Annotated in this window: 9 protein-coding genes; 7 read left to right on the top strand and 2 right to left on the bottom strand. The window is 52.5% G+C overall.

What is annotated here, in order from left to right; all coding sequences use genetic code 11:
• Positions 1–282 precede the first annotated feature (282 nt).
• Positions 283–2,421 carry a carboxy terminal-processing peptidase gene (locus KIS77_13420; GenBank protein ID MCW5923338.1) on the bottom strand — a complete coding sequence of 713 codons (2,139 nt, stop codon included), beginning with the start codon at positions 2,419–2,421 and terminating at the stop codon, positions 283–285.
• A 387-nt stretch (positions 2,422–2,808) separates the two neighbouring features.
• Between KIS77_13420 and KIS77_13425 the strand changes: the two genes are divergently transcribed.
• From KIS77_13425 to KIS77_13445, 5 genes are all read left to right on the top strand, one after another.
• Entirely contained in the window at positions 2,809–5,049 is a 2,241-nt protein-coding gene (locus KIS77_13425; GenBank protein ID MCW5923339.1) for a hypothetical protein, read from the top strand.
• Positions 5,050–5,101: 52 nt separating this feature from the next.
• Complete coding sequence (locus KIS77_13430) at positions 5,102–6,442, top strand: oligosaccharide flippase family protein (protein MCW5923340.1); 1,341 nt, start codon at positions 5,102–5,104, stop codon at positions 6,440–6,442.
• A gap of 35 nt (positions 6,443–6,477) precedes the next feature.
• Positions 6,478–7,713 carry a glycosyltransferase gene (locus KIS77_13435; GenBank protein MCW5923341.1) on the top strand — a complete coding sequence of 412 codons (1,236 nt, stop codon included), beginning with the start codon at positions 6,478–6,480 and terminating at the stop codon, positions 7,711–7,713.
• Between the two features lie 192 nt (positions 7,714–7,905).
• Positions 7,906–9,480, top strand: a complete 1,575-nt coding sequence (locus KIS77_13440; GenBank protein ID MCW5923342.1) for an O-antigen ligase family protein — start codon at positions 7,906–7,908, stop codon at positions 9,478–9,480.
• A gap of 38 nt (positions 9,481–9,518) precedes the next feature.
• Positions 9,519–10,238 carry a TolC family protein gene (locus KIS77_13445; protein ID MCW5923343.1) on the top strand — a complete coding sequence of 240 codons (720 nt, stop codon included), beginning with the start codon at positions 9,519–9,521 and terminating at the stop codon, positions 10,236–10,238.
• Positions 10,239–10,399: 161 nt separating this feature from the next.
• Here the strand turns inward: KIS77_13445 and KIS77_13450 are convergent, their stop codons facing one another.
• The gene (locus KIS77_13450; protein MCW5923344.1) at positions 10,400–12,229 is read right to left on the bottom strand and encodes an ABC transporter ATP-binding protein; all 1,830 of its coding nucleotides are present in this window, start codon (positions 12,227–12,229) and stop codon (positions 10,400–10,402) included.
• Between the two features lie 104 nt (positions 12,230–12,333).
• Here KIS77_13450 and KIS77_13455 point away from each other — a divergent pair, with 104 nt between their 5' ends.
• Together KIS77_13455 and KIS77_13460 are read left to right on the top strand one after the other, a co-directional pair.
• Entirely contained in the window at positions 12,334–12,987 is a 654-nt protein-coding gene (locus KIS77_13455; protein ID MCW5923345.1) for a hypothetical protein, read from the top strand.
• A gap of 43 nt (positions 12,988–13,030) precedes the next feature.
• Positions 13,031–13,546: a ferritin gene (locus KIS77_13460; protein ID MCW5923346.1), complete on the top strand. Its 516-nt coding sequence runs from the start codon at positions 13,031–13,033 to the stop codon at positions 13,544–13,546.
• Positions 13,547–13,604: the final 58 nt, after the last annotated feature.

Consider the following 13,604-nt stretch of genomic DNA (forward strand, 5'->3'; position numbering starts at 1 on the left):
AGCGAGCAGGGGACACAAAGCAAAAAAGGAAGATTGTTTTCATTTGGTTTTTTGGGGTTTAGCCGTTGGACGAAAGTCCAGCGGCTTTTTTTATTTGCCCCTTTGATTCGTCTGATTTTGAGGGGCTTGCGAGATTTTTCGTCGGCATTCTGTCGAATTGCCAACAACTTTCTTTGAGGGCTTTCGATGGTGTATGTGCCTCTCTATGGCAAAACAAAACCGCCCCGTCACGCGAATGCTGCGCGACGGGGCGGTGACTTTTGGTGACGACTTTTTGAGATTTCAATTTTTGCCAGCCAAGGCATCCAAGCGAATCATGTCCTGCATGATGTTGAATGCTTCGAACAATTGGATGTCTTTCTTTTTGTCCTTGAGCCAGCTATCGTTGCGCGCGGTGCGAGAGGTGTCGCTTTGGATTTGCTGCAAGTCTTCACCAAGATTTTTCAGGCTAAACCCATCAATCGGGGTGAACAAATTTTCGTAGAGCTCTGCTTCTTCTTTTTGGCGCTGATGCCATTGGCGATATTTATCAGCCTGAAGCGGATACTGAGATTGGTCTTTCATCTTACGCAGACGCGCCGCATTGTCATTGATTTTTTTAAAGGTTTCGTTGCTACTGACGCGCGCCTCGCTTGCCGATTTAAGTTTGCCCATGTCTGTGATGTGATAGGCGTTTTGACTGAACGGGACTGATTCTATAATGGTGGATTCGAGCGGATAATCGTTTTCGCGCTCGCCCATGTCCACGAGATTGTAGAAATCGGGCAACACGATATCTGGCTTCACGCCGTCCAACTGGGTCGTTTTGCCGGTGACCCGATAAAATTTCTGAATCGTCAGTTTCATCTCGCCGAGGGGCTTCACAGATTCGTTGCTGGTGGAGTTGTCGAGGTCGAGAAAACGCTGAACGGTACCTTTGCCATAAGTGTGCGCCGAGCCGACAACGACTGCGCGGCCATAGTCTTGCATGGCGGCTGCGAGGATTTCGGATGCGGATGCGCTGAAGCTATTGACCATGACGATGAAGGGGCCGCCCCATTGCACACGGGGGTCATTGTCGGTCATGATTTCGGGCTTGCGCGTACGGTTTTTCACCTGCACGATGGGGCCTTCTTCGATGAAAAGGCCGCTCATCTGTACCACATCGCGGAGCGAACCGCCGCCATTGTCGCGCAGGTCGAGGATAAGCCCTTTCACGTTTTCCTTTTTGAGTTTCTCGATTTCCTTGGCCACGTCTTGGGCGCATGAGGTCAGCCCTTGCGGCGTGAAATCGGCGTAAAACTTCGGCAAATAAATGTAACCTACTTTTTCAAGTTTTTCCTCGCCGCCGAGGATGAGCGACTTGGCGAACCCCTCTTCCATGATGACCACGTCGCGCGTGATGGTGATGACCCGCTCTACTCCATCGGGTTTTTGGATGGTAAGCGTGACTTTTGTGTTTTTGGGGCCGCGAATTTTGCCTACCACGTCATCAATGTCCCAACCCATCACGTCCACCGATTCGGCATCGGACTCGCCTTGCGCGACTTTTAGGATTACGTCTTTGGGTTGCAGCGCCCCTTGTTTCCATGCAGGGCCTCCGGGCACGATTTCGGTGACGGAGGTTTTTTCGCCGTCGCTTTGCAGGCGTGCGCCGATGCCTTCAAGCTTGCCTGACATTTGAATGTCGAAATTTTCTTTTTCCTTGGGCGAATAGTAGCCGGAGTGGGGGTCGAACACGTTGGTGATGGCGTTCAGGTACACTTCCAAGCGGCGGTTGCGGTCGGCCTTTTGCAGCCGTTTGAACCACTTGTCGTAGGTATCCAACACTTTTTGGCGCTGTTCGGCTTCCAGTTGGGCGAATGTCTTTTTGTCGCCCGTGAAATCGGGCTTGCTTTGCTTGCTGAGTTCCTCCGTGACGCGCGAAAGCACTTCATATTTCATCTGCTTCACCCAGCGGTTGCGCAGATCGGTGTCATCTTTTGCCCAATCGAGCTTTTTGCCATCGCCTTCGTGCGTTTCGTTTTTGGAAAAATCCAATGGCTCGGACAGTATCTCGCGATACCAATTTTGGGTCTTCGAAACCGCCTTGTCCATGAGTGTCACGGAGAGGTTGAAAAACTGGAAGGTGCCCCGGTTGGCTTCATCGTCCAATTGTTTCTCGAACACTTTGAGTTGATCAATATCTGCCTTTGTGAAAAAACGTTTGCCCCCGTCCAAATCGTCCAGATAAAGGCCATAAACTTGTTGCGAAAAGTTGTCGTCAACGGTTTTAGGTTGAAAATGCAATCGGTTCATGCCCTGCAAAATAGCCTGCATGAGGGCGGCTTCTCGCTGGGGGTTGTTGGTTGTGCTCTGAAATGGATTGTACTGGCTGACGAGAAATGCGATGCCAGCGACGCCAATGAAGGAGAAAAGCACTACGGACGTTTTCAGTTTCATGTCCAGAAGGAATTTATCAAAGTCAAAATTGCCGAAGAGGCGTTCCGAGTTTAACATCTCTAATGATGTGGTTTTTGAATTAACAAAGATAGGCAGACGAGTGTTTCGATTTTGCGATGCGGTTTTGTTTTGCAAAATTTAACACGCACAGGACTTTACAAACGCAAGAATGTATCGTTTGTGTCGGGTTGCTTCATTTTTTCTACGAACTTGTGACAGAAGGGGTTTTGTGCTGCATGCGAGCGGGTGAAAATCTTTTGCGGCGCTTCTGTGCTGAATTTTTCCCGATGTGTCGTTTGGCATTACCTTTGCCTATTATATCCTCGCCGCTTTCGAGTCCAAGTCTGCCTTTTAATCGAATTTTCACCCAAAACTGATATCGTTTCAATGGACGTAGGTTACCTTCTTCGCATATTGGCTCGCCGCAAATGGCTCATTATTTTCGCAATGCTGGCGGCGGCGGTTGCCACATTTTTGCTTATTGGGCGAAAACCGGAGCGCTACAAGGCGACGGTCATCATGTCCACGGGCATCGTCAACTACAAGGGGCTCAACTCGAACAACGATGATGCCTTTGTGCAGCAATATCAAGTCGAGAACGCTTTTTCCAACCTCATTGAATTTATCCGCTCGCGTTCCAGCGTGAAATTGCTAACTATTTCCATGCTCAGACACGACCTTCTCGCGGAGGATGATGAAGAAGGGCGGCCATTTCGCCGCGTCAACAAAAGTCTTTCAAATTTCACGGATGATGAGCGCCAGACTTTGTTGGAGGAGTTGCAGAAAGTTAACCTCGACAGCATCAACGACCCCTCGTTCAGCCAGCAATTTGACTACCTGCTCGACAAAATCGCACGGGCTTACGGCTACGACAATGATGCTATCCTGCGCGGCCTTTTGGTGAAACGCCGCACGGCCACCGATTATCTCGGCATCGAAATGACAACCGAGAGCCCTCGCCTTTCGCAGTACATGGCCAATGAGTTTGTCAATCGGTTCATGATTTATTACCAAAACCTCTCCGTGCGCGAGAAGCGAAAAAAGGTGGATTTCCTGACCGATTTAGCTGCGAGGCGCAAGCATACGGTGGACTCCATCACAGAAATTCGCTTTGCCTATTTGCGCACACGGGGACTGCCGTCCATCGGCAAACAAAGCGAGGATTTGATTACTCAAATCTCGAACTTCGAGCGCGACAGGGAGTTGGCCTCATCCAAACGCGACGCGGCGGAGGCCTCTGTGCGAAAAATAGACGACTACATGAATCGGAGGGGCAGCAGCGACGCAGGAGAGACTCGCGCCCGTATCATTGACAAGACTGACACCGACGAGCAATTGGCCCGGGTGCGCGAGCTCACGCAAAAAAGTATCGCCGCTGGCGGCAAAGACCCCGATATAGAGGAAGAGCTTGCCGAAGCCAAGCAGCAGCTGCAAGAAGCCATTCAGAAGTCGGCTCGCACCATTGGCAAGCCTAAGGAAAAAGACGAATCGAAACGCACCCGCGAAGACCTTTACAAGGAGCGCGTATCGGCTGACCTCAACCGCATTGATGCCGAGAAGACCGTGAGCCAACTGAACGGGAAAATTGCCGTGCTGAAAAGCAGATTGAGCTCCATTGTGGTGGACGACGAGTACTCTTCCAGCTTGGCCGTGAGCGAAGAGCGCGCCCGTGAGGAGTTCAACAAGGTAAATGCCCAACTTATTGACGCTCGCCTCGACTTGTCCAAGCAGGAAAGCCCGCTTTCCATCGTGGAGAACGCCCAATTGCCCGAGTGGCCCGAGCCTGACCGCCGCGTCTTGCTGAGCCTTTTTGCCGCCGTGGTGGCAGGCACGCTCACCACCATCGCCATTTTCTTGTTGGCTTACATGGATGGCAGCATGCACTCGCCTGAATTGTTCAAGCGCTACACAGGCAACCTCCCCTTGTTGGGCGCGGTCAGCACAGTGCCTTTGCAGGGGTTGAACTTGGGACAGGTTTTTTCCACCAACGGCGAAATGCCCAAGTACACCCACTTCCGCGAGAGCTTGCGGAAAATCCGAACCCTGCTCCTTCAAAATGAGGACGACCATGTCTTTCTGGTCGTCAGCCTGAAAGGACAAGAAGGCAAGACCTTTACCATGCACGCATTGGCTTATTCGCTTGCGGCCAATCACAAGCGAGTGCTCATGCTCGATACCAATTTCAAGACACCGCTACCAGAGGACTATACCGACCGCCCCACGCAGAGCAGCGCGATTCTGAACAAAACCATCCGAGAAAACAACTTGGCCAAGGTGTTCCAACTCAAGACCCCACTTGGAGGTGCTGGCAAAAAGCAGAAGGTGGACATCATCGGCAATCATGGCTTGCAAAAATCGCCTTCCGAAGTGCTTGAGCCGACGCAATTCAGGCAATTCCTCACCGATTTGCGCGAGCATTACGACTACATTTTCCTTGAGTCGGCCTCTCTCAATGAGTATTCCGACGCACAGGAGCTGGTGCCCTTCGTTGACAAAGTGATTGCTGTCTTTAATGCCCGCTCCGTCATCAAGCCTGCCGACAAAGATTCGCTGGACTACTTGCGCAACATGGGCGACAAGTTTGCTGGTGCCGTTCTGACGGAGGTTGACACACGGAACTTGAATTGAGATAGAACGGCTCTTCGCCTCCTTTTCAGAAAAATCAGCAAAACGCATGGCCATGAGCCAACCGTCCCGTTTGCTTCGTTCCGGCTTTTTCTCCCTGCTCGAAAAAGTGGCAGCGTTGGCCTTCAACCTCGGCACCACGGTGCTGCTCCTGAGGCTTGTGAGCAAAGAGGAGTTTGCCGCGTGGGGGGTCTTCATCATCGTTGGCTATTTTGTGGAAATGGGGCGCAGCGGCTTGATTCAGAACGGATTGGTGCGCCAACTTGCCCTTACCCGCGACGATGCCGCCACCTATGCTGCCGTGTCCACAGCGTCTTTCACGCTCAATTTGCTCTTTTCCCTACTCTCCAACGCATTGCTTTGGTGGGGCGGCGACTGGGTGGCTCGTCAATATCAAGTGCCACAAATTGCAGCCTTGCTTCCCGTGTATTTTGCCGTCAATCTGGTGATGGCCCCTTACACTCACGGATACTTTGTGCAGCAGGCCAACTCGGAGTTTCGAGGCATCTTTTGGGGGGCGGTTTTTTTTCGCGGGCTGCCGTTTGCTTGGGTGTTGTTTTGTTGGCTCACGCACCAGCCTATTGAGTTGGTTCACTTGTCATTTTCGATGTTGGGTGGCGCGCTGGTTGGGGGCCTTGCGATGTGGTATTTTGCCCGCCCATATCTTTCGTGGAGCAGGAAGATTGATTTTAGGTGGATTGGGCGGCTTTTTTCTTTTGGAAAATATGTGTTGGGCACCAACCTAAGCACCATGTTTTACAAAAACATAGACAAACTGACGCTGGGTCACTTGCTCGGCCCGGCGGCTTTCGCGGTGTACGACGCGGCGGGCAAAGTGACTCAAATGGTGGAAGCGCCCTCGTTCAGTGCGGCAGCTGTGGTGTTCCCTCACAGCGCCGAGCGCATGGCGCGGGAAGGGGCGGCCGGCGTGAAGCGCCTCTATGAGCGCAGCGTGGCGGCCATACTCGCGTTCATTTTGCCGTTCCTCGCATTGGTGCTGCTGTTTGCGGAACAAATAATATGGCTGCTTGCGGGGGAGGCATACATGGCCTCTGCGGATGTGTTGCGGCTGACCGCGTTTTTTGGGTTGTTCTTGCCTTTTGCGGTGCAGTTCGGAACCGTGCTGGATTCCACCGGGCAGCCAGCGACGAATTTTGCCTACACCCTGTTCACAGCGTTGCTCAACTTGGGATTAAGCTACCGGCTCGTGGCCGAATTTGGTCTTTTTGGCGCGGCATTTGCAACCCTTTCGGGGTATGCCGCAAGTTTTGTCTTGATGCAGATTTATTTGTTCAAAAATTTCAAAATCAACGCTTTGAATGTGTTGCGGTATGTGCCGGAGGTGTATGGGATGGTCTGGAAAATGGCCCGGGAAAAAATGGCCGCTCGGCGCTGAACCCACCAAGCGAGGCCGCAAAGCGTAGCGCACCCATGGAGGAGAAATTGGACATCGTTTTCTTCACGCTGTTTCGCACAGACAACCCGTATTCGTCCATCTCGCTTTCCATGGCGAAGGAATTGGCGAAGACGCACCGGGTCTTTTATGTGAATCATCCATATTCGCTGAAAGACCTCGTGGTGGGTTTGTTTAGAGGCGACAAGATGCTGCGCTCGCGTATGCCTTGGCTCGTCAGCGGGCGGGTGCGTTATGAGGGGTTGGACGCGCTTCCTCACAATTTTGTGGCCGCGCAACCACCGCTGACGTTGCCCATCAATTGGCTACCCAAAGGGAGGGTGTATGATTTCTTTCAAAGGCTGAACAACCGCGTCGCCCTGCGTGCCATCCGCCGAGCGCTCTCCGACCACAACGTGCGCAACTATGTGTATATCAATTGTTACGACCCATTTTTTGCTGGTTGTTTGCCTAAGGAAATGGGTGCCAGGTTGTGCATCTATCACTGCATTGACGACATCACGCAAGACCCCTACACGGCCAAACACGGCACAGATTTGGAACATGAGGCGATACGCAACGCCGATGTGACATTGGTGACGAGCACCAATTTGAGACGGCTGAAACAACCGCTATCAGAGCGAGTGCGCACTTTTTTCAACGCTGCCGATGTGTCTGTTTTTCGGAAAGTTATTTCCGAAAAATTTCCGCGCCCGGCAGCGCTGGAAGGCCGCAAAGGACACGTCGTCGGCTTTATCGGCAACTTGGACGAACTGCGCATTGATTATGATTTGCTGAAAAAAATTGCGTTGGCGAACATGGACAAAACCCTGTTGCTCGTGGGGCCAGTGAACAGCCCCAAGCCAAAAGCACTCGGTTTGGATAAGTTGCCCAACGTGGTTTTCGCGGGCAGTCGCCCATTGGAGCAGTTGCCGCCCTTGTTGCAACACATGGACGTGGTGCTGATTCCTTTTTTGTGCAACACGCTGACAGCGAGCATTTACCCACTTAAAATCAATGAGTATTTGGCGGCAGGAAAGCCAGTTGTTTCCACTAGTTTTTCAGAGGATATTCGCAGTTTTGCAAATTGTATTTACCTGTCGGAAAATCACGAGGAATTCATCCGCCGCATTGATGAAGCCATTGCCGAAAATAGCGCTGAGCTGTCACAGCGCCGTGTGGAAGTGGCCGACGCGAATACTTGGGAGACCCGGATAAAACAACTGTGGGAAATAATGGATGCCCACCTGCTCGATGCCGCCAAGAACCCATAATTTGAAAACCAAATTGCCACTACAACTGTGTTCAAAATGAAAGAGCCGAAAATAGAACTTACACGCTACCAGCGTCTTATCGAAACAATGATGCACATATTCATCATTGTGACGTTGCTGGCGATTTTCGTGAAAGTCCTTTTCCTCTAAACCGAACCGCTGCCGAAGCAGTGATGACACGATAGCAAGAATATGCGCAGATTCGACCACGGACATCTTTTCACACGCAACAGCAATGCGTTGGGCCGGGCCAAAACTTGGCTGGAGCGACAGCTTTGGGTGCAAAAGCTCAACAACCCCTTGGGGGTGGCGCTCCTGCTGTTGGCATCGTTGGCGGTTGCCTACATCATGTCGTCTTTGAGCATTCGCACGAGTTTCGTGCTGTATGTGGTGGTGGTGGGCGCGCCCTTGATTGTGTTGTGCTTGTTCAATGTGGCGTTTTCCATCGGGATGATGATTTTCACGGCATTCATGGTGCCCTTTGTGCTGAAGTTCACGAACGTGCCGATTGGCACACTGCTCGACTTGCTGATATTGCTCGGCGCGGTAGGCATTTTATTGAGGCAAATAAAAGAGCGAGATTGGTCATTTGCGAAGCATCCGCTGAGTTACATGATTCTCATATGGCTGTATTACAACCTTATGCAGGTGCTCAACCCTTATGCCGAGTCGAAAATGGCATGGCTCTACACGGTGCGCAGCGTGGCCATTCAGCAGGTGGTGTTCTTCATTGGGGCGTATGCTTTTCGCCACAATCGGAAAGCTGTTTTTGGCATTTTGAAACTAATCGTCGTATTGTGTTTTGCCGCGGCACTGTACGGATTGAAACAGCAATTTTTTGGGTTTAGCGCGGCGGAAACCGCATGGGTAATGGCCGACCCGGAGCGTTTTCAGCTCTACTATCAGTGGAACATGATGCGTGTGCCCTCTTTTTGCTACGACCCCACCACCTTCGGGATTCTTATGGCGTGCTTTGCGCTGTTCTGTCTGGCCCTGATAATTGGCCCCACGAAGCGCAACCACAAAATCGCGTTGATTGTGATGTTGATGTGCTCGTTGTGGGCAATGGCTTACACCGGGACACGCACGGCGTTTGCCTTGGTTCCTGTGGGTGCCATTTTTTACGCGGGACTCATCCTGAACCGCAAGGTGCTGCTGGTGGGGGGCATACTTGCTGTGCTGGGGGCGGGTTTGGTGTTGAAATCAACCAGCAGCGGCGTGATGTACCGCATCCAGTCGGCTTTCAAGCCTACTCAGGACGACTCGATGAACCTCCGGTTGGAGAACCAGAAAAAAATCCAGCCGTTCATCCAAAGCCATCCCATCGGGGGGGGCTTGGGCAGCTGCGGGGTGTGGGGCAAGCGTTTCAACCCCGACGCGGAGCTTTCTCATTTCCCTCACGATTCCAGTTTCGTGCGCATGGCGGTGGAATTGGGCTGGATTGGCTTGATTCTCTACACCTTGTTTCACTATGCCGTGCTTCGCACAGGGCTTTACTATTTCATTCGGTGCCGCGACCCGCTCATCAAGGCTATTTATGCGGGCATAACGACTTGGACTTTCATGCTTGCTGTGGCTTGCTACGCGCAGGAAGCCATTCTGCAATTGCCGATGAATGTGATTTACAACGTGTCGCTTGCGCTTTTGGTGACGCTGAAAAATTTTGACCCTGCTTTTCGGGTCAATGAGCACGCGCCCCCGGTTTCTTCAGACAATCCGGCTCCGTATTCCGTGTCTCGCACAGAAGTGCCGGAAAAAAGCGCATAGCCTTCCCATCCGCAATCGAAATAAATCCACACCATACTATGTTTCGCAACCACACCTTTACCCTCAGCATTTTGCTCTGCCTGAACGGCCTCCTAAGTGCCCAACAAGCCAATTTCGATGCCGTCGTCATCCCCGTGGAAACAAAGGCGCGCGACTTCTCGGAATATCTTGTGCAAATCGCTTGGCTCAACCAACCCGAAAGCGCCATTGCCCAAGAGGAAGTGAAAAACGCGCATGACGAAGCCAAAAACACCCGCAAGGAATGGATGCGCGATGTGCAAGCCACGTTTAACCTCAACGAAGGCAATCTGAGAGGAGCCGACGACAACGGCAACATCTTCTTCCCACGCTACAACTTCGGTCTGGGGCTGAACCTCTACAACATCACCAGCCAAAAATCGAAAAACACCATCGGCAAGCGCGACATCAAAATCGCCGAGCATCGGGTGAACCAACGAAAACTCGAAATACGCGCCGAGACACTCCAGCGATATGCCCTGTACAGGCTGGCGAAAGAACTCTTCAAGACCCGCACCCTGGCCGAGCAAGAAGCCAGCGCCAGCTACCTGCTCATTCAGCAGCTCTACAAAAACGACGAAAAAACTTTCGAGGAATACACCACCGCTGCCACTGCCTACTATCAAGCGCAAGAGGCGCGTCTGAAAGCGGAGACGGACGTGACGCTGGCTAAAATAAGCTTGGAAGAAATGTTGGGCATCAAATGGGAGCAAGTGCAGCACCCAGGCAAAGGGGACTGAGGGTGCGTTTGGAAATGGAGGTTGGTGAATTTATGCAAATAAGAAGCTGAGTATTTTTTGGCGCTTGGTATTCAAACACCTGTTCAGGCGGCGATTTCAAATCACCGCCCGAATCGCATACGCTTCTAGACGTGCCAAAAAACGTCGTGACGAGCGCATCCTCACAAATATCCCTTCGCTTGCAACTTGAACAGCTCCGCGTACTTCCCATTTTGGGTGAGCAATTCCTCGTGGCTGCCGATTTCGAGCAGTTGGCCGTGTTCCAAAAACAAAATGCGGTCGGCCATGCGCACGGTGCTGAAGCGGTGGCTGATGAGCACCCCTGTTTTCCCTTTGATGAGTTCCGAAAAACGGACAAACACTTCGTGCTCTGCGCGGGCGTCGAGCGCGGCGGTCGGCTCGTCGAGGATGATGAGCTGAGCCTCGCGCATGTAGGCGCGAGCAAGCGCGACTTTCTGCCACTGGCCGCCGGACAGGTCAATCCCGCCGGAGAATCGCTTGCCGAGCATTTGGTCGTACTTCTTGGGCAGGTTTTTCACCACTTCATCGGCGAGGCTCTTGCGGGCAGATTCCTCTATGAGCGGGCGGGCGGTGCGCTCTGCGATATTGCCGACGGCGATATTTTCGGCAGCGGTGAAGGCGTAGCGAAAGAAATCCTGAAAGATGATGCCGATTTGGCTGCGCAGGTCCTCGGGGTCGTAGTCGCAGAGGTCTATGCCGTCGAGCAGGATGCGGCCTTCGTCGGGTTCATAGAGGTGGGCAAGCAGTTTGACGATGGTGGTTTTTCCGGCGCCGTTCTCGCCCACGAGGGCGAGTTTTTCGCCAGCGCGGAGGTGAAAACTCAGGTGGCGCAACGCCCACTGGTCGCTGCCGGGATATTTGAAACTGACGTTTTCAAAAACAAACCCCTCGCGGATGGGGCGCGGCACGCGCAGTTTCCCCTGATGATTGTCCGAAAGCGGCTTCATTTCCAAGAAGTCAAAAAAGTCTTGCAAGTAAAGAGCCGTCTCCGACAATCTTGAAAACCGGCTCATCACGCCCGACAGCAGGCCCTGCATCCGCTGGAACGAGCCGGCCAAAAAGGTCAGCATCCCGACCGTGATGACGCCTTTCACCGTCTGCAGGACGATGAAGACGTAAGCACCGTAATAAGAAGCCGTGCCGACGATGGAAAAAAGGCTGCCCCACGCGGCGCGTTTGAGGGTCAGATTTTTATTCGCCTCGTAGTATTTATCGGAAATGGTCTTGAAGCGGTCGGTCAGAAAATGCTCCAGCCCAAAAATCTTGATTTCCTTGGCGGTTTCGTTGCTCGCGCCGATATAGCGCAGATAGTCGAGCTCGCGCCGCTCAGGGGTCCAAGAGTTGGTGAGCGAATAGGAGCGACGATTGAAGTGGGTCTCGCCCAAAAACGACGGAATGACCGCCACCACCAATATCACGATGAGCCACGGGTTGAAAGCCGCCAAGCCACCCACGAGGAAGAGCATCGTGATGAAGTCCTGCAATTGAGACATCACCAAACTCATCAACATGGTGCGGCCAGTTGTCTGGGTGCGGGCACGTTCGAGTTTGTCGTAGAATTCCGCATTCTCAAACTGAAACAAATCGAGCGTGGCCGCGTGCCGCATGATGCGCACGCTGCTGTCGTTGCTCACCAAATCGCCCAACAGGCTCTCCGTCAGCGTGATGGCTCGGCCCAGCAGGCTATTCGCCACGGCGAGGGCGAACTCCGCGCCAACCCATTGCCACAAGGTGTAGGTGTCGCCTACGGTGTTTGTTTTTTGGTACTGCTCGACCAACAACAACACCGTATCAATGATTTCCTTGCCCACATACAGCATCACGACAGGGATGGCTGCCTGCGCGACGCGCAACCCGGCATTGAGAAGTGTCATGCCCGGGGCCACATTCCAAATCATTCGGAAAAACGGCGGGATATTGCGCAAGGCGCCGAATTGCTTGAAAAAGGCGGAAATACGTTCGCGGAGCATTTTTGTTGAGAAAAGTTAAGAGGGGTTGAGGAATGTTGAGGGATTGGGAAGTTGAGGCAGTGCCGTACTTTCGCAGGAAATTTTTTTATCAAAACTATCTGCCAATGAAAAAGTTGTTGCCGCTCGCTTTTGTTCTTTTGGGAAGGTGGTCCGATGCACAGGACGCTCTCCCACAACATTCGCTGTCGCTCGTTGTTGGCCCCAACTGGGCACACAAAATGATGGGTATCTGTCGTGGGTGTGGAAGCAGCGACGAAAAAATGGGCTACGCCCTCAGCCTGGACTATGCCACCCATTTCGCCCCACGATGGCAAGCCAAATTTGGCTTTCGATACAGCGTTTTCAACGCCGAATCTCAAAGCGATTATATTATATACCCATCGGAGTTTGATGCTGACGGCAACTACATCCCAGACCCCAATCTTCCACACTATGTCACAATCAAGCATACCGACAGGGTTTTGCAATACTTTACTGGCATCCGATGGTTGGCCCTTCCCCGCGTTTGGTCTTGGTATGCCGATGCTGAATTCGGCATCGCGGACTTCATAGAGCCGCCCAACACCCCTCGGACGAAACTACGCCCTTCTCTGGGCATCGGGGTCGGACTGGCATGGCAGCCTGCGGCAAGCGGCATTGCCATATTTGTGCAGCCCTCGACTCGGTATATTTTCAGAGTACCCGGCTCCGTTTTTTCGAGAGGCAGCTCCGCATTACTGATTCCGACACTCGAAGCGGGCATTCGCCGGCGTTTCTGACCTCGTTTCCCAACATTTTTTTCACCATTTACCTTCCAGAAATATGCTATCCAAAACCGTCCAATCCAAGCTCAACGAGCAAATCCAGAAAGAAGCCTATGCTTCCAACGCTTACCTCGCCATGGCCACATGGGCCGAGAAAAAGTGCCTGCCCAATATCGCCGAATACTTCTACCTCGCCTCCGACGACGAGCGCGGCCACGCGCTCCAACTCTATAAATACATCAACGCCAATGGCGGCGAGGCCCGCTTGGAAGACAAACTCGGCAAAGTGAAAGACAATTTCAAAAACGTGTTGGAAGCCTTCAGGCACGTCTTTGACTTGGAACACGGTGTCACAGTGGCCATCAACGAACTGTCAACCTGGTGCCTGCAAAATGGCGAGCACGCCACTTACATTTTCCTTCAGCCCTTCGTGGTGGAGCAGCAAGATGCCGAGCGCAAGGTGCAGGAAATCATCACCATCGTAGAGCGCATGGGCTTTGAGGACCGCAACCTGTTTTATTTGGACAAACAGTTCAAAAAAATCAACCAGCAGGATGCGGGAGGTGGAGCATAAATTGGTTGTTTGTTGTTGGTTATTCCGTTCGCAAAGCAGGATATGTAGCAAGCAGTAC

This window comes from Saprospiraceae bacterium, assembly GCA_026129545.1.
In the GTDB taxonomy this organism is placed as follows: Bacteria; Bacteroidota; Bacteroidia; order Chitinophagales; family Saprospiraceae; genus M3007.

What these genes read in the sequence shown, in the direction of transcription:
- KIS77_13420 (MCW5923338.1), bottom strand. Translation starts at nt 2,421, where the DNA reads ATGAAACTGAAAACGTCCGTAGTGCTTTTCTCCTTCATTGGCGTCGCT.
- KIS77_13425 (MCW5923339.1), top strand. Translation starts at nt 2,809, where the DNA reads ATGGACGTAGGTTACCTTCTTCGCATATTGGCTCGCCGCAAATGGCTC.
- KIS77_13430 (MCW5923340.1), top strand. Translation starts at nt 5,102, where the DNA reads ATGAGCCAACCGTCCCGTTTGCTTCGTTCCGGCTTTTTCTCCCTGCTC.
- KIS77_13435 (MCW5923341.1), top strand. Translation starts at nt 6,478, where the DNA reads ATGGAGGAGAAATTGGACATCGTTTTCTTCACGCTGTTTCGCACAGAC.
- KIS77_13440 (MCW5923342.1), top strand. Translation starts at nt 7,906, where the DNA reads ATGCGCAGATTCGACCACGGACATCTTTTCACACGCAACAGCAATGCG.
- KIS77_13445 (MCW5923343.1), top strand. Translation starts at nt 9,519, where the DNA reads ATGTTTCGCAACCACACCTTTACCCTCAGCATTTTGCTCTGCCTGAAC.
- KIS77_13450 (MCW5923344.1), bottom strand. Translation starts at nt 12,229, where the DNA reads ATGCTCCGCGAACGTATTTCCGCCTTTTTCAAGCAATTCGGCGCCTTG.
- KIS77_13455 (MCW5923345.1), top strand. Translation starts at nt 12,334, where the DNA reads ATGAAAAAGTTGTTGCCGCTCGCTTTTGTTCTTTTGGGAAGGTGGTCC.
- KIS77_13460 (MCW5923346.1), top strand. Translation starts at nt 13,031, where the DNA reads ATGCTATCCAAAACCGTCCAATCCAAGCTCAACGAGCAAATCCAGAAA.